The sequence below is a fragment of the Magnetovibrio sp. PR-2 genome (genome assembly GCF_036689815.1).
In the GTDB taxonomy this organism is placed as follows: Bacteria; Pseudomonadota; Alphaproteobacteria; order Rhodospirillales; family Magnetovibrionaceae; genus Magnetovibrio.
The window spans coordinates 343,595-362,617 of record NZ_JBAHUR010000001.1 but is presented as its reverse complement, the minus strand read 5'-3'; the positions used below and the strand labels follow the sequence as shown (position 1 = coordinate 362,617).

Sequence of the window (19,023 nt, the reverse complement as noted above, 5' to 3'; positions counted from 1 at the left end):
GCCAAATCAAAAATGTCCGAATACGCTCACGACGTTCACAACGCTGGGCGTCATATTTTTGCGGTGGACATAAAAACCACCACCCAAGGCACCCATGGCGAACTTGGAACCGGGCTGGGACTGCCGCTGAGCAAAGAGTTGGTCGAACGCAATGGTGGAACCATTTGGGTGCAAACCGCGCCGGGCGAAGGTTCACACTTTACCTTCACCGTGCCGCTGGCCGGTCACACCGCATAAACACGATGTCTACCGCGCGCGTATGACGCTGATCAGTGAAGCCACCCCATAAAGCGTCAACGTGGCGATCAACTGCCACATCAACAACATAGCCGTCGCGTCGGGCGGATGGAACAAGCGCAGACCCACCGCACCCAAGGCCGATGCTGCCAGAACCGCCATGCCCACGGTTACCGAAGGCGTGGCCAGCATGCCGCGCTTGAGCAAAATCACCATAACCAGTGCCGGCGCCGCCCCCGTGGCAACCACGGAGGGATAGCACGTCCAGTGCGGAGCAAAGCTAAACTGATCGGGACCGATTTGCTGATACAGCTCAAAACAGCTTTCGGTGATCAAAGCCAGCCATGCGGCGAAGGGCACGATGGGCAACACCCAAGCATGGGGGGCGCGTCCCGGTTGGGTGCCACACAAAGCCGCATAGCCCGCCGTGAGGGCGGTGGCGAAAATTGCTGTCAATTCAAGCAAGCTGCGCCAATCGGTGAGACGCTGCTTGGCCAATGAAAAGGATTCACCGTCGACAAAAGCCAAAGCAAAAGACTGCTGTTCCACCAAGGCACCCATGATCAAAGACACCGGGAACGCAATGCCCATCCACATCAACAACCGCTTGGCCGGGTGGGCCAGGCGTTTGACGGGGGCAAGATCGTCCGACAGGTTCGAAATTAGGTCATGGGTTGACATGTTCATCTTAACTACAACTCCGGCTTTGGGGCCATTTGTGTGCGCAGGCTCTTTAAGGCGCGGTGCATGGCAACCTTCAGGGCTGCCACGGACATTCCGCTGGCCTCGGACGCTTCTTTAAGGCTCATTTCGCGCAATTTCAACAGTTCAACCGCTGTGCGTTGCCCGGCGGGTAAACTCTCTAGGGCGCGGGATAATTCGTCGCCCATGGCGAAGACCAAGTCGTCCTCTGGGGATATATTCGTTTCATCTGCCAAAAAGGTTTCAGGATATTCGTCAACCAAGGTCTCACGCGCGCCCTGGCGATAAATTTTGCGCAAAGCATCAATGGTGCGGCGCTGGGTAATGGTGGCCAACCACGGCTTGAACGGCAGGGACGGATCATAGGTGTGACGGTTTTTGTGCACCGACATCAAGACCTCTTGCACGATGTCTTCGGTTTTGTCCGGGTCTTGAATTTTTTTCGAAACGATGGCGCGGATCAACGGCAACACGGCCTGCAGCAAGTTTTGATACGCCACGCCGTCGCCGTCTTGCGCAGCTGCCATCCAGGCAGACCACTGGGCAAACTCAGGGCGGTCTTGTTCGGTCTTGTCCGTTTTTTCGCTCATGCTCGCCTTTAAATGCTTGCGCCGTGTTTTGTCGAGATAAACACACTTTCGAAAAAAAATCCAAACGCAGTGTAACCCATTCCCGCACCCGGACGAAATAGGAGGGGAAGGCGCAAGACACAACCGCGCCCCATCCCCCGAAACGGGATCCACAACGCTTTTTTATTTATCTGAGGAGACAACCATGTCCGCTAAAACCTTGAGCAAAGCCCCGATCATCGCAGCCGCCGTTGCCGTCGCCCTGTCCGCAGGCGCCATGACCACCACCGCACATGCATCCGAAATGGAAAAATGTTACGGCGTGTCCAAAGCCGGCCACAACGACTGCCAAACGGCAACGTCTTCTTGCGCAGGTACCTCCAAAATGGACGACCAAAAAGACGCCTTCATCGCCGTTCCCAAAGGCACGTGCTCCAAAATCACCGGCGGCATGTTGAAACCCATGTAATCAAAGAAAGAGGAATTGCGCACAATGGACCAACAGGCCCAAACCGCGCAGCGCTCTACCAGTTCGATCCCAACACGCGCTGGGATCGGACTGAAAGCGCAGCACTATCAAGACATCCTCGAACACCAACCCGACATCGGTTGGTTGGAGGTGCACTCTGAAAACTATATGGCCGACGGTGGGCCTGCGTTGCGATGGCTTGACGCCATGCGCGAACGCTTTCCCCTATCGCTGCACGGTGTCGGCATGTCCTTGGGCTCCGCCGCGCCGTTGGACCGTCTTCATTTAAAACGTTTAGTCGATTTACAACGCCGCTGTGAGCCCGGTGCCGTGTCCGAACATTTATCTTGGTCCATTGCCAATGGGGCGTATTTGAACGACCTGATTGCCCTGCCCTATACCGAAGAATGTTTAGAGATTTTTTCCACCCACGTGATCGAAATGCAAGACGCCTTAAAGCGTCCCGTGCTAATCGAAAACCCGTCTTCCTATTTGCGCTACGAACATTCCGTCATCCCCGAACCCGAGTTTTTGGTCGAAGTCGTCAAACGCACCGACTGCAACGTGCTGTTGGATGTGAACAACGTCTACGTCAGCGCGCAAAACCACGGTTTCGATGCCCACGCCTACATCGACCAAATCCCTGCCGAAAAAGTTTTGGAATACCACATGGCTGGGCACTCCAAGACCGTCATCGACGGGCGCACCATTCGTGTTGACGATCATGGATCGCCCATCACTGACGCGGTATGGAACTTGTTCGACTACACGGTAGGCAAAGTGGGTGCAAAACCGACGTTGATCGAGCGGGATTCAAACATTCCTGAACTTGACGTTTTGGTTGGGGAAGCCCACAAGGCCGACGCCATCTTGGCGCGTCACCTCGTGAAGGAGGATGCCCATGCTTTCGTTGGCTGAGCTGCAGAGCACCTTTTCAGATATTTCCCTTGGCGCGGATGCCGGTGCGCTGTCCGGTGTGATCATCGGCGACGGTTTCACACCCGAACAGCGCCTGCAAATTCACCGCAACAACACCACGATCTTACTTGCCGAAGCCTTGGCCGCGACCTTCCACATTGTCCACGAATTGGTGGGCGAAGACTTCTTCACCCAAGTCGCACGTTCGTTCGTGCGCACCCATCCACCGACCTCGCCGTGCCTGTTTGAGTACGGCCAAGGCTTTCCTGCCTTTTTGCAAAGCTTGCCCCAGTTGAGCGACATGGCCTACGTCGCCGATGTGGCGGAGCTGGAATGGCAGGCAAATGCAGCGTTTCATGCAAGCGAGGCGAAACCTTTGGTGGCCGAAGACTTGGCCGCTATCCCCCCTGAAGAGTTGGCGCTCCATCACTTGCGCCCGCACCCAAGCGTGCGGTTTGTCTCCAGTGCATTCCCCATCAAACAAATCTGGGACATGCACCAAGACGGCGCAGATCCGGACTTGGGCGTCAATCTCGACGACGGCGGAGACGCCATTTTAATCGTGCGTCCCCACGCCGAGGTGAATATCCATGCGCTGTCGCCCAACGCCTATATCTTGGCGTCGCGCTTGGCCGACGGTGTAATCGTCGGCCAAGCGTTTGCCATACTTGAGGGTGTGGAAAGCGTTGAGACCCTCCCCCTTATTTTTGCCGAGCTCATCGCCACCGGCATGTTTGAAAAAATCCAATAAAGGACCACGCCTATGTCTTCATTGATGACCCTCTACGGCCAAGTCGTCGGCAAGTTGAAAACCATCCCCGACCCGCTGATCATTTTGATGGCGCGTGTCGGCCTGGGCGCATTTTTTGTGCGCGCCGGACAGACCAAGGTGGACAGCGAGTTTAACTTGACCGACACGACCCTGTATCTGTTTCGCGAAGAATACAAAGTCCCCGTGCTGCCCCCCGAAGTCGCGGCCTATATGGCGACGGCGACCGAACACGTTTTGGGCGCGCTGCTGGTCATCGGCTTGGCATCCCGCCTGTCGGCTTTTGGCCTGTTGGGCATGACCTTGGTCATTCAGTTTTTTGTCTATCCCGGCAGTTGGCCCGACCACCTGTTGTGGGCAGCCGTGCTGATGCTGATCCTCGCCCGCGGTCCCGGCTGGCTTGCCGCAGACAGTTTGGTGTGTAAGGTGTTTTGCAAAGACAAATAGGTTCTTTTAACCCAACTTCACGGCGTCGAGGTGCTTTGGCCTTTCGACGCCGTCTAAGTTTCTGGGGTCCGGTATTGCCTCACCCACGCTCATGGACACCGGCAACACCCCGGCCCAAATGGGCAACGCGTAATCTGCTTCGTCATCCTTGGGCCCGCCGGTGCGGATTTTGGCCGAGGCCTCATCGATGGGCATGGACAGCACCGCCGTGGCCTTAATCTCTTGATCCGTCATGGGGCGCAAAAACTCATTGCGCCCGGGGTAGAGATGGTCGATCAAATTCCCCAGCTTTTCTTTTTTGACGTCCGGGTCTTCAATGGCTTCGGGCTGACCGAACACCAGGACGGACCGAAAGTTCACCGAGTGATGCATGGCCGAGCGCGCCAAAATCAACCCATCCAAAATCGACACGGTCAAACAAACCTCTGCGCCCAGCGCAGCCTGAATGCCGCGCCCCGCACTGGACGCGTGCCAATACACCCGCCCCCCTTCGCGCCATTGGATGGTCGGCATGCAAATCGGTGAGCCGTCCACCACATACGCCAGATGGCACATGGGCTGGGCGTCCAAGATCGCGTGGATGGTTTCAACGTCGTAGTGACCGCGCGGGTGCGCGCGGCGCAAACGGGTGCGTTCTGTTTTGTTTAACACTTGTGTCATAGCATGGGGCTCATAGGATGGTCTCCGCAATTCAAGAGCTTGTTTTTTAGCTTTGAATTGGCTTACCTTGAATATCCACTTTAGAAAAATCAAAGCAGACCAATTTTTTCATGGCGCGCGCCCCTATTTTGACCTTCAGTCTTGAGCCGGACAGTACCGAAACCCTGTTCGATCAAATCTACGAAGCTTTGCGCACCCGCATCATCGGCGGGGAGCTGCGCGCGGGGTCGCGCCTGCCTGCATCGCGGCGCTTGGCCGAAGAACTGGGCGTATCCCGCGCCACCGTCGTGGGTGCCTATGATCAGTTGGAGGCCGAAGGTTTTGTCGAAGGCCGCAAAGGCTCCGGCGTCTATGTGGCCGAGATCGGTCCCGTCGAGCTGCCCAAGCCTGTCAGCTTGGACGATGCGCTCGGCGATCAAGCACCGTCGGAGCTCTTGCCGCTTCAACCCGGCCGCCCGGATATGAGCGCCTTTCCCCACCGAGCCTGGGGAAAATGTTTTGCGCGGGTGGCGCGCACCGATCCAGATGCTTTGAGCCGCGCAGTGCATCCCTTTGGTGATCCGCGCCTGCGCACAGCCATTGCGGCTTACGTGAACGAATGGCGCGGCTTCCCCGTATCACCGGACCGCATTTTGATGACGTCCGGCACCGCAGACGCCATGGAGATCATCGTGCGCACGGTCACCGCCCGGGGCGGCACCATCGCCATGGAAGACCCCGGCTACTTGCCCCTGCGCGCTTTGGTGCAAAGTTTGGGATTGCAGCCCGAATGGCTGGCCTGCGACGACGAAGGGCCCAAGACACCGCGAAATGCGCCCTTTTCACCCATGCTGACGTTGTTGACGCCATCGGCGCACTATCCCGTGGGCGGCACCATATCCACCGCCCGCCGTGTCCAGTTTCTCAAGTGGGCGCGCAACAATGGAACGTGGTTGATCGAAGACGACTACGACAGCGAATTCCGCTACGCCGGCCGCCCCATCCCCGCCATGGCGGGCCTGGACCAACATGGGCGCACGTTTTACATCGGCAGCTTTTCCAAAATCTTTTCCGAAACTTTGCGTCTGGGCTTTTTGGTGGTGCCGCAGTTCTTTGTCGGTCCCGTCACCGAAACCCTAAAGACTTACGGTGCCAAAGCCGGGCTCAGCGCCCAGCGCCCCTTGGCAGCGTTTTTGGAAGGCGGCGATTTTCAACGCCACATCCGGCGTATGCGCCGCATCTATAGCGAACGGCGTGAAATTTTGCTGGCATTGCTGGACACACACTTCGGGGATAGCGCCACCTGGCAAGATCACGCCGCCGGGATGCACATCGTGCTCGAGCTGCCCACCGACGTGGACGACGTTCAGGTGTCGCGCAACGCCGCGCGGGAAGGCGTGCACTGCCCGCCCTTGTCCCAACACTACGCCCAGCCGCAAAACCGATCCGGCCTATTGTTGGGCTTTTGTGCCTTTGAAGAAGACACCATGCAAGACGCCATGCAAACTTTGAAAGCTGTCACCGAAACCCAGGGCGCTTAAGCGTTTCCGCCAAGACGTCAAACACCTTGCGAATGCGTGGGCTGGTCTTAAGCTCCCTATGTGTCACCAGCCACAACGGGACAAAGGTACTGTCTAGAGATGGAAAAGCGCGTTCCAGCCCCGCCATGCCTTCGGCGATTTCGTCTGCAACGACGCTCACCCCCAGCCCCTGCTGCACCATCTGCCACACCACCGTGCTGTTTTCCGACAAGACCGGATACGTGACACCGTTCCCGACCAAACCCAGTTCGCGCAGGCGGACGTGCAACTGGTCCGTCCCGTCAAACCCGATAAAGTCCACATGGCTCAGATCACCGTCCGGCTGAGGCCGACCGATCAAGTCGAGATAATCCGTGTGTGCATAGAGGCTCAAGGGGAAATCGCGGATGTGCTTGGCGATCAGGTCGGGCTGGGTCGGGCGGACGTGACGCACGGCGATGTCGGCTTCGCGGCGACGCAAATCCTGCACTGCATTTGATGCAATGATTTCGATGGTGATGGCCGGGGCCTCTTGGCGCAGACGCCCAATGGCGGGCGGCAGAGCATACTGGGCCATGGCGTCGGTCGCGGTAATCGTGACGTGGCCTTCGATGGTGGTGGCCTGCCCGCTCGCCGCCAGGCTCACAGACGTGGCGGCTTCGCCCATGGCACGGACGTGCTCCAACAGCTCAAGCCCGCTTTGTGTCAGCACCAAGGAGCGGCCAACCCGCTCGAACAAGGTCAGGCCGAGGCCGCCTTCCAACGCCGAGACTTGTCGCCCGATGGTCGGCTGGGTCAGATTCAGCGCCCGGCTGGCAGCCGACAAAGAGCCTTCTTCCGCCGTCACCAAAAAGGCGCGGACATGGTTCCAGTCAAACTGTACCGATCGCCAATCCATGCACATATGCATATACACTCAACACAAATAATCAATTTCTTTTTGATTATGCATGGATCATAACGGGGGCAACCAGACTGTGAGACCTTTCCATAGAGGCTTGAAATGAATAAATCCGCTCATTTTTGGGACAAAATTGCCCCAAAGTACGCCAAACAACCCGTTGGCGATCCAGAAGCTTACGAACGTAAGCTTGCACAGACGCAAGAGTATCTGCACGCGGACATGGATATTTTGGAACTGGCGTGCGGCACCGGCACGACGGCACTGAGGCACGCGCCGTTTGTGCACCATGTCCTGGCCATTGATCTTTCCCAAGCCATGGTTGGCATTGCCCAAGGCAAAGCTGAAAAAGCGAACATTGAAAACGTCACGTTCAAGCAATCCTCCATCGAAGACTTGAATGAACCGGATGCACGTTTCGACATGATTATGGCCCACAGTATTTTGCACCTGGTTGATGACCGCCAAAACGTGCTGCGTGAAACCTATCGTATGCTTAAGCCCGGCGGATATTTTGTCTCTTCGACCGTTTGCATCGTGGGACTGATGCGTCTGTTGGGGCTGGTCTTGCCCATTGGGGCAGCTTTGGGCTTGCTTCCCAAGGTGAACTTTATCGCCCCACCCGTGCTGCTGGCGGAAATGCAAAACGCAGGCTTTTCAATTATGCGCCACTGGCAGCCCACGTCAGGGCCAGCCATGTTTATCATCGCGCAAAAGCCTCTCTGATCCTCACCGGGCTTGATCACATCCTTTTCGGCCATACATTGAGATCATGTGTAATGCCTTGAGCCCCGAAAAAGCTGTGATCTGGTCCGTCTTGCATGGTGCCCCCTGCGAGACCGTATTGGCGGGCAGGTTCCGCTACGCCCCCTACCAAACCCTGTTCGAAGCGGCCTTGACGTTAAAGGCCCAGGGCAAGACCTTCAACCTAGACAATTTTCAGGCCGAACTGAGCCGGACCAACGCTTCGCTTTCGCCAAAAGACCTGCGCGCGTTAAAGCGTATGCTGAACGTTTCGCCACCGCCACGCATTCGCGACAATGCCAACAGCTTCATGCGCGCACTTGGCGACATCCAGAGCGGTCAGCCCGTTGAACTGCATCGTTTCATCAACTGACAAAAAAAGGGGCTTGGTCGAAACCGAGCCCCGAAGTATCTGCGGAGATGTTATGGGTGCGTTTCGGGGTCAATCCATAACCGTCGCCACGGTCATGCCCAAAAATCCAAGAACGACAAAAGATAATAACCAAAACAAGATGTCCATTGACGCCTCTCCTTGATCGGTCTTTGCCCAATACGGCTCTTTGGAAAAGAGCGAGACACCACTTGCCGTTTATGGAAAAGCTCTGAGGGGGAGGGAGAAGGCTATCCCCATATCGGGCTCGTGGTGTCTCTAGTTATGCAGTCAGCATGGAAGTACGTAATTGGGAGTTGTACGTTTTCACCTTACACAGCAGAAACTATGCCAACTCCGTGCAGCTTTATAACAATGTCATAACCTTTTTATATTCCGCCTTATTTACAACGCGATAAACGCATACCTCTTAACATATTGCTTCTAAACACCGCGCCAAACCTCACCCTAAAACTGACATATATGTCAGTTTTATTTGCGATGTCATGACAAATTTGTCAGAATGCCCTTTATGACAGAGTTCACAGCCACCACTTCCCCCCCCGAAACGGGCGAACTGCTTTCGGCCATTTCGGAACCCGCCGCGTTGCTCACCCCCGAATACCGCATCGTTGCCGCCAACGAAGCTTACCACGCACTTTATGGTGATAATGTCATTGGGCGGTTTTGTTATGAGGTCTCGCACCACTTCAACACGCCGTGCGACCGGGCGGGGGAAAGTTGTCCGTTGGACGGCACCTGTGCGTCGAACACCAAAAAACGCGTTTTGCATCTTCACCATACCGAGCACGGCGAAGAGCACGTGGACGTGGAAACGCACCCGGTTCACGACGAACACGGCAACATCACCCATGTTGTCGAGATCATGCGCCACTCCACCATCGCCAGCGCCACACCCGAAGCCCAGGGCCTCATCGGCCGCTCCCAAGCGTTCAGCCGCATGCTCGACTTGGTTCAGCGCGTCGCCCCCACCGATGCCACCGCCTTATTGTTGGGCGAAACCGGGGTTGGTAAAGAAATGGTCGCCCAAGCCGTTCATCAAGCGTCTGAACGCCACGACAAGCCGTTTGTCCCGGTGGAATGTTCGGGCCTGACCGAAAGCCTGTTTGAAAGCGAACTGTTCGGTCACGAAAAAGGGGCGTTCACAGGGGCACTGGCCCAAAAGCGCGGCCTGGTCGAAGCCGCCAGCGGTGGCACGCTTTTCTTAGATGAAATCGGCGACATTCCGCTGCCCATGCAAGTGAAGCTGTTGCGGCTTTTGGAAACCTCGACGTTTCGCCGGGTCGGCTCAACGGAACCGCGCCAAGCGAAATTCCGTCTCATCTGCGCCACCCACCGCAATTTAAAGGACATGGTCAAAGACGGGCGTTTTCGCGAAGATTTGTATTTCCGCATCAACATCTTTCCCATCTTGTTGCCGTCTTTACGCGAACGGGTGGACGACTTGGCCGTGTTGATCCCGTCCATCTGGCAGCGCGTGGCACCGGGCCAAGAGCTCAGCATCGACGACGATGCGCGTCGCATGCTCTATGCTTATGCCTATCCCGGCAACATTCGCGAACTGCGCAACATCTTGGAGCGCGCCGCCCTTTTGGCCGACGGCAATCCCATCACGCCCGACTGCCTGCCCATGGAAATGGTTTTACAAAGCGGCAATGGCCTGGATTTCGAAACGGAACTGTCCGAACCGTTGGTCACCTTGGAAGAGGCCGAGCAGCGCTACCTTAAAAACGCACTCGCCCGTTTTAAGGGCACGCGCAAGGAGCTTGCGGATAAACTGGGGCTGAGCGAACGCAAGCTTTACCGCAAAATCCAAGCGCTCAACACCGATTGATCCCTGTGGGCTCAAACCTACCCACCCAAAAAAAACGGAGCGGCCAAGCCGCTCCGCATAAGTTTGGTAGGACCCAGTTGGGTTAGTTGCAAACGGCCATGGGCTGAACAACGGTACCCGGGCCGCCTTTGAATTCGTAGCGTGCGGTACCCGGAGCCCCCCAGTTGGGCGCAACCAGAGAGCCTTCCAAGCCCGGCGCACCCGGCGCACTTTTGAAGTCCCAGCGAACGGAGCACGATTTCATGGTGCACATGAAGTACCAAGGGCCTTTGACCTCGGTCTTGATGGGTTTAAAATTCGGACCAACCGAAGCCCACGTCACCGTGCCGGTGCCCATGGCTTTCTTGTCCGGCATATTGTCGACAACCATTTGTAAATTCAGCGACGGCGCGCCAACGACATGGCCGTTGGTGGCTGTGCCATAACACGCACGAAACGCATTCACGCCCGTTTTGCCGCCATGGCCATCCGCCAGAGCCGCAGAGCCAGTGGCCCCAATCACCAATGCCAAAGCCAATCCCGTAACACTCTTAAACATAACATTTCCCCCTGAGAGATTGAAAACTGCCGCAGAGCGACATACCTAATCATAGGTTGTATGAATTGTTCTTTATATACCAATTGGTATCAACAACCATTTATATATTGCATTCCGCCCTGAACTATCCCTAAAGTTGCACAAGGGAGGAGTACATCATGAAACTGCACAACTTTTTGATTTCAAGCGTCTGCGCATTGGCTGTGAGCTTTAGCGCGACGGTGGCCTCGGCGAAATCGCCGTGCCAAGGCTCGCTGGACTATCTGGACGACCAGTACGCCAAACACAAACCGCTGCAAAACGCCTTTCAGGCAGCCTATGACGGCCTAAAGCCCCTGCCATATGGCTACAAATATGGGGGCAGCGTTGAAAACCCGTGGAAAACCCAGGCTTCCAACGGCAAAGAACTCAAAGATGCCGTGAAGGCCTTTTACGACCAAGTCTGCGTTTTGCTGCCACAAATCAGCGGCACCAACGACAATGCGCTGGATTCCATCCAATACTTCGCATGGCTCTATAACCACAACGACAAGGGTGTGGCTTTGGTCAAAGGTGATCCCAATACACCTGCCGTCAACGGCGTGAAAAACTTCCTGATCAAGTTCAATGAAGAATACAAAGCCCACATGGACAGCGCGTCGTCCACCGGCAAGGTGGCCGAATGGGTGGCCGACCCCCGCTTGGAGATCAAAGATTACGTGCTGCAACAAGCCAGCGAATATAAAAGCTGGAACCAGTTTTTTGCGCGCAATCTGATCATGGATCCCACGACCGGCACCTATCCGTCGCGCCCGGTGACCATGGCGGATCGTAAATACGTCATCGTCTCACCCACCGACTGCATCATGAACCCGCTGGTTCAGCCGGTGCAGGTTAAATCCGGTGAAGTCGTGCGCAGCTTGATCGAAAACCCCTTACAACGCGACACGGTGTTGGACGTCAAAGGGATCCCCATGTCCGTCGATAGTCTGTTGGCCAACGCACCAAGCGCACTGAAAGAAAAGTTCCAAGGTGCCACCGGTTTGGCGTGTGTTTTGATGCCCAACACCTATCACCACTTCCACAGTCCCGTGGACGGCACCATTCTTTATCATGAGATCGTCGAAGCCGGTGATCCTTACGCCCACGGCACGTTTGGCTACAGCGATTGGCCCAACTGGGTGCCCATGGACGGCAACGTCGGACGCCCGGGCACGGACTTTAGCCAGTTCCAAGGCTTCACCCGTGGTGTGATCGTGCTGGAAGTGGAATACGCCAACCTGCCCAAAGGCCAACGCCCGCCCGGCGCGCCGGACACCTTAAAAGGTTATGTCGCGTCCATTCCTGTGGGTTTGGATACCGTGGGCTCGGTCGTGTTCAACACCAAAAACATCAAAAATGGAGCCGCCGTCAAAAAAGGCATCACCGAGTTCGGCAACTTCTATTTCGGTGGCTCTTTGAACATTATGCTGTTTTCGCCTATCGAAGGATCGAACGGGTCCACCATGGTCAGCCCCGCCGTGCAAACCCGCATGGGCAACCAAATCGGCATCTTGAACACGCCCTACAGCGCGCCCAAAACGCCCTGGACCCCGGACTAAATCTGTAAAACAAAAGGCCGGTTGCATGGTGGCAACCGGCCTTTTGAATGGATGGCGGACCCTGAGCGATTCGAACGCCCGACCTTCTGATTCGTAGTCAGATGCTCTATCCAGCTGAGCTAAGGGTCCAAGGTGCTTGTGACGTTATCCGTCAGAAGCGGGCGGAAACTAACTCAGCCCGCAGCCCTTTGCAAGAGGAAGATGACGCTTTTTTTTCCATTGTTGTACGCCAGGGCCTGTTTTCACGAATTATAAAGAGTTAGAGGCAAATACTAATTAATGAAATCGGGCCTTGCCGCCGCTTTTGGCATTCGTTAAGATCGCTGCAAAATTGCTGTAAGGCTGGACAATACATTGTTTTGAATGATTTCAGCTTTGCATCTGGGGGATACGTTTCCTGGATTGACTAGGTACCAAGTTTAAAGGCGAACGCGCGAAATGGATTTTTCCAAGTTCCGGGCACTGATCGTGGGGGCTGCAGTTATATTGCCGGCCTGCTCTTTTTCTGAATCTGCCCTGTGGCCTTCTTTGACGGGTGAAGATCCGGCCTCGGATACTCCGAGTGCTGCGGCACAACCCGCTTCGGCGGCTCCGACCCAAACCGTGGCAAACACCAGCGGGGTTGCTCAGCCGCCTCTTTTGGGGACCACGAACTTTGAGCCCGTCGGCGTCACGCCGGGCCAAGACACCGGCACCTTCGTCGGTCGCAAGGTCATCGAGCTGCGGTCCGAACTGCAACGCCTGCAAGAACAGGTCAGCACCCATAACGGTCAATTGCAAACGTTGCGTGCCGATATGATCGCCAGTGCGCAGAATTACCACGGCACCGTTGCCGCCGTGAATTCCCGCTTGCAAGTGGGCACCACGCCGGGCAACCCGATCTTGGTTCAACAATTTAATGGCGCACAGGTGTCGCTGGACAACTTGAACGTCGGCATCGCGTCGATGAACAAGCTGGCGACTGCGGTCGCGGGCATGTCCACCATGTCTTCTTATTTGTCTGAATCCACCGCCGCCGCCTTTGGCGTGTCCGGTGCGGTTGACGAAGACCACCGTCAATTGGCCATTTTGCAAGACGAAGTGGATCAAACCGTTGTTTTGATCGACCGCTTGCTCAAAGAAACCACCGAAGACATTCGCCGCCAAAGCAACTATGTCGCCACGGAACGTTCGAACCTGAACACCTTGGCCGCTGGCATCAAAACGGGTGAAATTTTCGGCGCAAGCCTATCCAACGTCGCCAAGACCGCTGCCGGTCCGGGCGCCATTGCCGGCAAGCCCATGGATACATCCGGCCGCCGCCCGCTGGTGGTGATCCGCTTTGACCGTGAAAAGGTTCCCTATCAACAAGCGCTGTACAACGCGGTCGGCAAAGTTCTCGAACGCCGCCCCAACGCTGCGTTTGACTTGGTCGCTGTGGCTCCGGCCTCAGGTGGGCCCGCCCGTGTGGCTTTGAACTCCACCAAAGCGCGCCGCCACGCCGAAGACGTGTTGCGCGCCTTGACGGAAATGGGTCTGCCACCTGCCCGCGTTGCGGTGTCCGGCAAAACCCTAAACGCGGCACAAAGCAATGAGGTTCACCTCTACCTGCGCTAAGCCAACCGCTTCTTTTCGAAAAACGCCGTCCCCAGTGGGCGGCGTTTTTTGTTGTGTATTTGCGGGTTTCCCCGAAACCAACTTCGGGAATACCCTTACAAATCTGAGTTCTAACACATTATAACTATGACATAAATGCAACATATTAGATAAATTCGAATGTGGTATATGTGTACTACTTAATTTTTGATCAGCTGTGGTACAAACTTGCATCCTTACAGGGAACACGATGACTGAGCACCAACCATAAAAGCAAAAACGTCAAAAAACGTTTGGGGCTCGACACAAAACAATTTAGCGGCCCACCATCCACGGTTTCACAACCCGGATCGGCCCAGAAGGGGGAAACCTTTATGAATAAAGCCTTTAAACCCACCCTGATGATCGGTGCAGCAACCGCCATGATGGCGCTCGCTTCCGGCAGCGCGCAGGCGACCGACGGCATGTTCTCCAACGGCTACGGCAATGCATCCAAAGGCATGTCCGGTGCCGGCTCTGCCATGAGCCTCGACACCCTCGCCGCCGTCAACAACCCGGCTGCCATGCACGCCCTTGGCAATCGCTTTGATCTCGGCGTTTCTGTATTCTCGCCGCGCCGCAAGTCAACGATTGAAGGCGACGCCGTGTTCTTCGGCCACCCAGAATCCGCTGGCACCCACAACAGTGATTCCGAATGGTTCTATATTCCCTCTACCGGCGTAAACCTGAACATGGGTGAATATTCTCTGGGCGTGACACTGGTCGGCTCAGGTGGCATGAACACGAACTACAAGGGCTGTATCTTTAGCGGTTGTACCAGCGCCAGCACAGGCATCGATTTGGCCCAAACCGGTCTTATGTTTACCTATTCCCAAAAGGTCGGTGACAACCTGACCGTCGGCATCGCGCCCACCATCGCCGCACAGCGCTTCGAAGCCGTCGGCCTGCAAGGCTTTGGCACAGCATCATCCAACAGCCGTCGTTTGACGGATAACGGTTATGATTATTCATACGGCTATGGTGCCACATTCGGCATTCTGGCCAACATGACCGATAAGTTGGACATGGGCGTGACGTATCGCACCCGCACCTATATGACCGAGTTTGACGCCTATTCCGGCCTGTTTGCCGAAGGTGGCGATTTGGATATCCCCGCGTCCTTCACCCTTGCTACAGCTTACAAAGCTATGGACGGCTTGACCGTTGCCTTGGACTGGAAGCGCATCATGTATGATGACGTGAAATCCATTTCCAACACCAACAACGTTGGTGCCACCACTGGTCCTGCACAGTTGGGTACGAAAACTGGCCTCGGCTTTGGTTGGGATGACATGGATGTCTTCAAATTGGGTGTTCAGTACGAAATGGATGAAGCCATGACTGTGCGCGCAGGTGGCAGCTGGAACTCCATGGCGTTCGAAGAAAATGAAGGCATGTTCAACATCTTGGCCCCGGCTGTTCCGCAGTATCACTTGAGCGCAGGCGGCACCTACAAAATTGGCTCCGGCCATGAAGTCGGCCTCGCCGTGACGCGAGCTTTCAGCAACATGACGTCCAATGACAACAACGCGAACCACAACGGAAACACCATTGATCTGCAAATGGATCAGTGGAACTTCGACGTCGGTTATACCTATAGCTTCTAGGCTGACGAACGCACCGAATAAAACGCCCGCAGCCCCGAGGTTGCGGGCGTTTTTTTTATTTGGTGAAGACGCTCTTAAATCCCATATATCGATCACTATGAAACATCATTTTTTTACAGCTTTTCTGATTGGTCTCGGGCTATTGACGTACCAGCCCAAGCCCGTAACCGCGCAATCGTGGGTGCAGGATTTAAAACTGCCCCCCGGATTTTCCATTGAGGTTTTCGCCCGTGCCCGAGGCGCGCGTGCCATAGACTTCGCCCCACAACTGGGTGTGGTTTTTGTCAGCACGCGGCGCGACACCATCTACGCCATACCGCTCAGCGACGACGACGGATTGCGTCCAACCTATCCGGTCCTTTCGGGGCTTAAGGCCGCCAATGGCATTGCGTGGAAAGACGGCTATCTTTATGTCGGTGAGCAAAATCGGCTGACGCGCTACCACGTCCCCGCCATCGATGCACTGGCGGGACAGACGCCTGAGGTGTTGTTTGACGGCCTGCCCGACAAATCTTGGCATGGGTATCGCTACATGACGTTCGGGGCGGACGGCGCACTGTATATGGGCGTCGGCGCTGCGTGCAATGTCTGTAGCCTACATGGACTGGAAGGCACCATCTTAAAGTTCACCCCCGGCAAATGGGGCCAGCCTGAAATTGCCGCCACCGGCGTGCGCAACACGGTTGGGTTGGATGTAAACCCCCAAACGGGGCAGATCTTTTTCACCGACAACGGCGCGGACGGCATGGGGGATGACAGTCCGCCGGACGAACTCAATGCCTTAGAAGGCCTGGGCGCGCACTATGGCTTTCCTTGGTTTGGCGGTGGTGAAGACCGCACGCCGCAATTTAAGCTCTTGTCCCCACCCCAAGGCACCGTCAAACCCCAGATCAAATTCCAAGCCCACGTGGCCCCCTTGGGCGTAGATTTTTACGAAGGCGACATGTTCCCCGAAGACTACCGCCATGACGCCTTTGTGGCGCAACATGGCTCGTGGAACCGCTCGATCCCTGTGGGGTACCGCATCATGCGCATTCGCTTCAATGATGCCGGACAAGCGCTCGGCAAAGAGCCTTTCATCGAAGGCTGGCTGCGCCCCAACGAAGACGTTTGGGGACGGCCCGTGGATGTGGAAGACTTGCCGGACGGATCGCTGTTGATCAGTGACGACGGCGCAGGTTTAATTTACCGGGTGAGCTATAAGAAGCCCTGAGCGATCAGGAGAACCGCTGAATAGCGGCCTCCTTTGGCGATCAGCACCAACACGCTAAAGAGCCAAAACTTCACCCGCAAAAACCCAGCCGCAAAGGTGATGGGATCGCCAATGATCGGCACCCAGCTCAGCAACAACGACCACACGCCCCACTTGGAAAACCATCGATCGGCCTTTTCCAGATCATCGGCTTTGAACGGGAACCATTTCCGGTCTTGCCAATGCAAACACCACCGCCCCAGCGCCCAGTTCACCATGGCGCCCAAGGTGTTGCCCGCCGTGGCGACACCCCACAACCACAGGGCTTCGAACCCGCCGGAAACACTCAACCCTGCAAGTACGGCTTCGGACGAAAACGGAAAAATGGTGGCGGCCAGGAAGGCGGTGAAGAATAGGCCCAGATAACCGCTCATCTGCGATCAATCATCAACGGCGATGTTGTCGATCAAACGCGCCCGGCCCAGCTTGGCGGCGGCCAAAATGCGCGCGGGGTGGGCGGGATCGTAAGTTTTTTGTTCCGCGAACGTCACACTGTCGGCGATGGCGACGTAGTCCACTGGGCCAAAGCCTGCGTCTTTGAGGGTCTTTGCAGCCGCACGGCATAACGCGGCCCCGTCGCCGCCCGCACGGTAGTCTGCAGCGACTTGTCGCAGGGTTTGGTTCAAAATCGGCGCGGTTTCGCGCTCACCAACGTTCAAATACATATTGCGCGACGATAGCGCCAAGCCGTCGTCTTCGCGCACGGTTTCAACACCGTGGATTTGCGTGGGGATGCACAAATCGCGCGCCAAGGTTTTGATCACCATCAGCTGCTGAAAGTCTTTTTCCCCAAAAAAGGCATGGTCCGCTTGGGCTTGGTTCAAAAGCTTCGTCACCACCGTTGCCACGCCGGTGAAATGGCCCGGGCGGTGCAAGCCTTCCAAGATCCGGTCAGGACCCGGCAGGTGGACTTCTGTGATGCAGCCCGGCGGATACATTTCTTCGACTTTAGGCGCGAACAACACATGGGCGCCGCGCTCTTCGATCAAGGACCGGTCACGGTCTTCGTCGCGGGGATAGACGGAAAAGTCTTCGCCTTCGCCGAATTGGGTCGGGTTGACGAACAACGTCACAACAACCCGCTCACACGTGGACAGTGCGGCCTCAACCAGCGACAAATGTCCCGCATGCAGCGCGCCCATGGTCGGCACGACACCCACCAACAGGTCATCCTTGCGCCAAGCCTTCACTTGGTCGCGCAGCGCTTGAATGGTGCGAACGGTCGTAACGCTCATCAGGACTTTTTCTTCACCCCGAAGCAGTGTTCGTCAGCGGGGAAGGTTCCCGTGCGCACTTCGTCAGCATACTGACGCGCCGCTTCGGCCAAACCACCGCCCAAGTCCATATAGCGTTTGACGAACTTCGGTTTGAACTCGGTGAACAATCCGGCCATGTCTTCGGTCACCAAAATCTGGCCGTCGCAGGCGGGCGAGCCGCCGATGCCGATGGTGGGAACCGCGATTTCGTCGGTGATGCGGCGCGCGATGTGTTCCATGGTGCCTTCGACCACCACGGCGAACGCACCGGCCTCTTCCAAGGCTTTGGCGTCATCAATGATTTTTTGTGCCGCATCGTCTTCACGGCCTTGGGCTTTGAAACCGCCCATGGTGTTGACGGATTGGGGCATCAAACCGACGTGGCCCAAAACGGGGATGCCGCGCTCAGACAGGAATTTCACGGTCGGCGCCATTTCCGCGCCGCCTTCGATCTTCACACCGGCGCAGCCCACGTCTTTCATAATGCGGGCCGCATTGCGAAAGGCGACTTCGGGGCTTTCTTGGTAGGAACCGAACGGCATGTCGACAATCACGCACGAGCGTTTCGCCCCGCGCATCACGGCTTGCCCGTGCAACACCATCATGTCCATGGTCACGCCGACGGTACTGTCCAGCCCATACAGCACCATGCCGAGGCTGTCCCCCACCAACAAAAGATCGGTGTGCGCGTCCAACAAGCGCGCCGTCAAAACGGTGTAGGCCGTGAGGCAAACCAAAGGTTCGGCCCCATCGCGGCGCTTGTGCGCGCGGATATCCGGAACGGTCAAGCGGCGCATGGCCGCATCGACATTGATCGATTTATGTGTGCTCATACCGATTCCCCAATCTATATGCCACTGTTGTCAGTTGGGTTTTGAAACTTTGCCCTGTTTAAACCTGTTTTGCAATCCATGTTGCACTGCACAATATAAGTGATCAAAACCTAAATTGCAATAAAACTGGCACGCCTGCGCCAAAGTATCTTGGTTGCGACGTACGCATATACACTTCATTTGATTAAACTTTCCAGCCCTCC

General features: G+C 56.2%; 21 protein-coding genes and 1 tRNA gene. 13 read left to right on the top strand and 9 right to left on the bottom strand.

Annotation, left to right across the window (positions count from 1 at the left end; genetic code table 11):
- The first annotated feature begins 12 nt into the window (after nt 1-12).
- Nucleotides 13-237 (top strand): ATP-binding protein, encoded by a 225-nt coding sequence (locus V5T82_RS01860; RefSeq protein ID WP_332893876.1) that lies wholly within the window; start codon nt 13-15, stop codon nt 235-237.
- 9 nt (nt 238-246) lie between these two features.
- Here the strand turns inward: V5T82_RS01860 and V5T82_RS01855 are convergent, their stop codons facing one another.
- Both V5T82_RS01855 and V5T82_RS01850 read right to left on the bottom strand, forming a co-directional pair.
- A complete protein-coding gene (locus tag V5T82_RS01855; RefSeq protein ID WP_332893875.1) occupies nt 247-924 on the bottom strand; it encodes an NrsF family protein in 678 nt (225 codons plus the stop codon).
- Nucleotides 925-929: 5 nt separating this feature from the next.
- Nucleotides 930-1,529, bottom strand: a complete 600-nt coding sequence (locus tag V5T82_RS01850; RefSeq protein WP_332893874.1) for a sigma-70 family RNA polymerase sigma factor — start codon at nt 1,527-1,529, stop codon at nt 930-932.
- Between the two features lie 184 nt (nt 1,530-1,713).
- Between V5T82_RS01850 and V5T82_RS01845 the strand changes: the two genes are divergently transcribed.
- Genes V5T82_RS01845 through V5T82_RS01830 form a run of 4 tightly spaced genes read left to right on the top strand, consistent with a single transcriptional unit; the run spans nt 1,714 to nt 4,111 of the window.
- The gene (locus V5T82_RS01845; protein ID WP_332893873.1) at nt 1,714-1,977 is read left to right on the top strand and encodes a BufA1 family periplasmic bufferin-type metallophore; all 264 of its coding nucleotides are present in this window, start codon (nt 1,714-1,716) and stop codon (nt 1,975-1,977) included.
- Nucleotides 1,978-2,001: 24 nt separating this feature from the next.
- Complete coding sequence (gene bufB / locus V5T82_RS01840; protein ID WP_332893872.1) at nt 2,002-2,895, top strand: MNIO family bufferin maturase; 894 nt, start codon at nt 2,002-2,004, stop codon at nt 2,893-2,895.
- Complete coding sequence (locus V5T82_RS01835; RefSeq protein ID WP_332893871.1) at nt 2,879-3,646, top strand: HvfC/BufC family peptide modification chaperone; 768 nt, start codon at nt 2,879-2,881, stop codon at nt 3,644-3,646. Before bufB ends, V5T82_RS01835 begins: the two co-directional genes overlap by 17 nt.
- A 12-nt stretch (nt 3,647-3,658) precedes the next feature.
- Nucleotides 3,659-4,111, top strand: coding sequence for a DoxX family protein (locus tag V5T82_RS01830; protein ID WP_332893870.1), 453 nt, complete (start codon nt 3,659-3,661; stop codon nt 4,109-4,111).
- 6 nt (nt 4,112-4,117) lie between these two features.
- On the opposite strand, the gene V5T82_RS01825 is transcribed toward V5T82_RS01830, so the two are convergent.
- Entirely contained in the window at nt 4,118-4,771 is a 654-nt protein-coding gene (locus V5T82_RS01825) for a pyridoxamine 5'-phosphate oxidase family protein (RefSeq protein ID WP_332893869.1), read from the bottom strand.
- A 110-nt stretch (nt 4,772-4,881) separates the two neighbouring features.
- Here V5T82_RS01825 and pdxR point away from each other — a divergent pair, with 110 nt between their 5' ends.
- Complete coding sequence (pdxR, locus tag V5T82_RS01820) at nt 4,882-6,291, top strand: MocR-like pyridoxine biosynthesis transcription factor PdxR (protein ID WP_332893868.1); 1,410 nt, start codon at nt 4,882-4,884, stop codon at nt 6,289-6,291.
- Here the strand turns inward: pdxR and V5T82_RS01815 are convergent.
- Entirely contained in the window at nt 6,269-7,168 is a 900-nt protein-coding gene (locus V5T82_RS01815; RefSeq protein WP_332893867.1) for a LysR family transcriptional regulator, read from the bottom strand. The two genes, pdxR and V5T82_RS01815, sit on opposite strands and share 23 nt — an antisense overlap.
- A gap of 105 nt (nt 7,169-7,273) precedes the next feature.
- On the opposite strand from V5T82_RS01815, the gene V5T82_RS01810 reads away from it, so the two are divergent.
- The 3 genes from V5T82_RS01810 to V5T82_RS01800 all read left to right on the top strand — a co-directional run bounded on the left by V5T82_RS01810 (nt 7,274) and on the right by V5T82_RS01800 (nt 10,140).
- A complete protein-coding gene (locus V5T82_RS01810) occupies nt 7,274-7,897 on the top strand; it encodes a class I SAM-dependent methyltransferase (RefSeq protein ID WP_332893866.1) in 624 nt (207 codons plus the stop codon).
- A gap of 46 nt (nt 7,898-7,943) precedes the next feature.
- The gene (locus V5T82_RS01805) at nt 7,944-8,288 is read left to right on the top strand and encodes a hypothetical protein (protein ID WP_332893865.1); all 345 of its coding nucleotides are present in this window, start codon (nt 7,944-7,946) and stop codon (nt 8,286-8,288) included.
- Between the two features lie 529 nt (nt 8,289-8,817).
- Nucleotides 8,818-10,140: a sigma-54 interaction domain-containing protein gene (locus tag V5T82_RS01800; RefSeq protein ID WP_332893864.1), complete on the top strand. Its 1,323-nt coding sequence runs from the start codon at nt 8,818-8,820 to the stop codon at nt 10,138-10,140.
- An 82-nt stretch (nt 10,141-10,222) separates the two neighbouring features.
- On the opposite strand, the gene V5T82_RS01795 is transcribed toward V5T82_RS01800, so the two are convergent.
- Nucleotides 10,223-10,678: a DUF1842 domain-containing protein gene (locus V5T82_RS01795; RefSeq protein ID WP_332893863.1), complete on the bottom strand. Its 456-nt coding sequence runs from the start codon at nt 10,676-10,678 to the stop codon at nt 10,223-10,225.
- Between the two features lie 158 nt (nt 10,679-10,836).
- On the opposite strand from V5T82_RS01795, the gene V5T82_RS01790 reads away from it, so the two are divergent.
- Nucleotides 10,837-12,258, top strand: a complete 1,422-nt coding sequence (locus V5T82_RS01790; protein WP_332893862.1) for a phosphatidylserine decarboxylase — start codon at nt 10,837-10,839, stop codon at nt 12,256-12,258.
- A gap of 52 nt (nt 12,259-12,310) precedes the next feature.
- Here V5T82_RS01790 and V5T82_RS01785 read toward each other — a convergent pair.
- Nucleotides 12,311-12,387 (bottom strand) — tRNA-Arg (locus V5T82_RS01785).
- Between the two features lie 309 nt (nt 12,388-12,696).
- Between V5T82_RS01785 and V5T82_RS01780 the strand changes: the two genes are divergently transcribed.
- The 3 genes from V5T82_RS01780 (at nt 12,697) to V5T82_RS01770 (ending at nt 16,692) form a co-directional block, all read left to right on the top strand.
- Nucleotides 12,697-13,854 carry a hypothetical protein gene (locus V5T82_RS01780; RefSeq protein ID WP_332893861.1) on the top strand — a complete coding sequence of 386 codons (1,158 nt, stop codon included), beginning with the start codon at nt 12,697-12,699 and terminating at the stop codon, nt 13,852-13,854.
- A gap of 353 nt (nt 13,855-14,207) precedes the next feature.
- Entirely contained in the window at nt 14,208-15,479 is a 1,272-nt protein-coding gene (locus V5T82_RS01775; protein ID WP_332893860.1) for an OmpP1/FadL family transporter, read from the top strand.
- A 142-nt stretch (nt 15,480-15,621) separates the two neighbouring features.
- On the top strand, nt 15,622-16,692 hold the full coding sequence (locus V5T82_RS01770) for a PQQ-dependent sugar dehydrogenase (protein WP_332893859.1): 1,071 nt from the start codon (nt 15,622-15,624) through the stop codon (nt 16,690-16,692).
- On the opposite strand, the gene V5T82_RS01765 is transcribed toward V5T82_RS01770, so the two are convergent.
- The 3 genes from V5T82_RS01765 to panB are packed head-to-tail and all read right to left on the bottom strand — an operon-like array spanning nt 16,677 to nt 18,820.
- A complete protein-coding gene (locus V5T82_RS01765) occupies nt 16,677-17,105 on the bottom strand; it encodes a YqaA family protein (protein WP_332893858.1) in 429 nt (142 codons plus the stop codon). The two genes, V5T82_RS01770 and V5T82_RS01765, sit on opposite strands and share 16 nt — an antisense overlap.
- Nucleotides 17,106-17,111: 6 nt before the next feature.
- A complete protein-coding gene (gene panC / locus V5T82_RS01760; RefSeq protein WP_332893857.1) occupies nt 17,112-17,966 on the bottom strand; it encodes a pantoate--beta-alanine ligase in 855 nt (284 codons plus the stop codon).
- On the bottom strand, nt 17,966-18,820 hold the full coding sequence (panB, locus tag V5T82_RS01755) for a 3-methyl-2-oxobutanoate hydroxymethyltransferase (RefSeq protein WP_332893856.1): 855 nt from the start codon (nt 18,818-18,820) through the stop codon (nt 17,966-17,968). Before panB ends, panC begins: the two co-directional genes overlap by 1 nt.
- Between the last annotated feature and the right edge of the window lie 203 nt (nt 18,821-19,023).

Coding starts and splice junctions, on each gene's coding strand:
- V5T82_RS01855 (WP_332893875.1), bottom strand. CDS start 924: ATGAACATGTCAACCCATGACCTAATTTCGAACCTGTCGGACGATCTT.
- V5T82_RS01790 (WP_332893862.1), top strand. CDS start 10,837: ATGAAACTGCACAACTTTTTGATTTCAAGCGTCTGCGCATTGGCTGTG.
- V5T82_RS01850 (WP_332893874.1), bottom strand. CDS start 1,529: ATGAGCGAAAAAACGGACAAGACCGAACAAGACCGCCCTGAGTTTGCC.
- V5T82_RS01835 (WP_332893871.1), top strand. CDS start 2,879: ATGCTTTCGTTGGCTGAGCTGCAGAGCACCTTTTCAGATATTTCCCTT.
- V5T82_RS01775 (WP_332893860.1), top strand. CDS start 14,208: ATGAATAAAGCCTTTAAACCCACCCTGATGATCGGTGCAGCAACCGCC.
- V5T82_RS01805 (WP_332893865.1), top strand. CDS start 7,944: ATGTGTAATGCCTTGAGCCCCGAAAAAGCTGTGATCTGGTCCGTCTTG.
- V5T82_RS01830 (WP_332893870.1), top strand. CDS start 3,659: ATGTCTTCATTGATGACCCTCTACGGCCAAGTCGTCGGCAAGTTGAAA.
- V5T82_RS01810 (WP_332893866.1), top strand. CDS start 7,274: ATGAATAAATCCGCTCATTTTTGGGACAAAATTGCCCCAAAGTACGCC.
- V5T82_RS01860 (WP_332893876.1), top strand. CDS start 13: ATGTCCGAATACGCTCACGACGTTCACAACGCTGGGCGTCATATTTTT.
- bufB (WP_332893872.1), top strand. CDS start 2,002: ATGGACCAACAGGCCCAAACCGCGCAGCGCTCTACCAGTTCGATCCCA.
- V5T82_RS01800 (WP_332893864.1), top strand. CDS start 8,818: ATGACAGAGTTCACAGCCACCACTTCCCCCCCCGAAACGGGCGAACTG.
- V5T82_RS01825 (WP_332893869.1), bottom strand. CDS start 4,771: ATGACACAAGTGTTAAACAAAACAGAACGCACCCGTTTGCGCCGCGCG.
- V5T82_RS01765 (WP_332893858.1), bottom strand. CDS start 17,105: ATGAGCGGTTATCTGGGCCTATTCTTCACCGCCTTCCTGGCCGCCACC.
- panC (WP_332893857.1), bottom strand. CDS start 17,966: ATGAGCGTTACGACCGTTCGCACCATTCAAGCGCTGCGCGACCAAGTG.
- V5T82_RS01780 (WP_332893861.1), top strand. CDS start 12,697: ATGGATTTTTCCAAGTTCCGGGCACTGATCGTGGGGGCTGCAGTTATA.
- V5T82_RS01795 (WP_332893863.1), bottom strand. CDS start 10,678: ATGTTTAAGAGTGTTACGGGATTGGCTTTGGCATTGGTGATTGGGGCC.
- pdxR (WP_332893868.1), top strand. CDS start 4,882: ATGGCGCGCGCCCCTATTTTGACCTTCAGTCTTGAGCCGGACAGTACC.
- V5T82_RS01815 (WP_332893867.1), bottom strand. CDS start 7,168: ATGGATTGGCGATCGGTACAGTTTGACTGGAACCATGTCCGCGCCTTT.
- panB (WP_332893856.1), bottom strand. CDS start 18,820: ATGAGCACACATAAATCGATCAATGTCGATGCGGCCATGCGCCGCTTG.
- V5T82_RS01845 (WP_332893873.1), top strand. CDS start 1,714: ATGTCCGCTAAAACCTTGAGCAAAGCCCCGATCATCGCAGCCGCCGTT.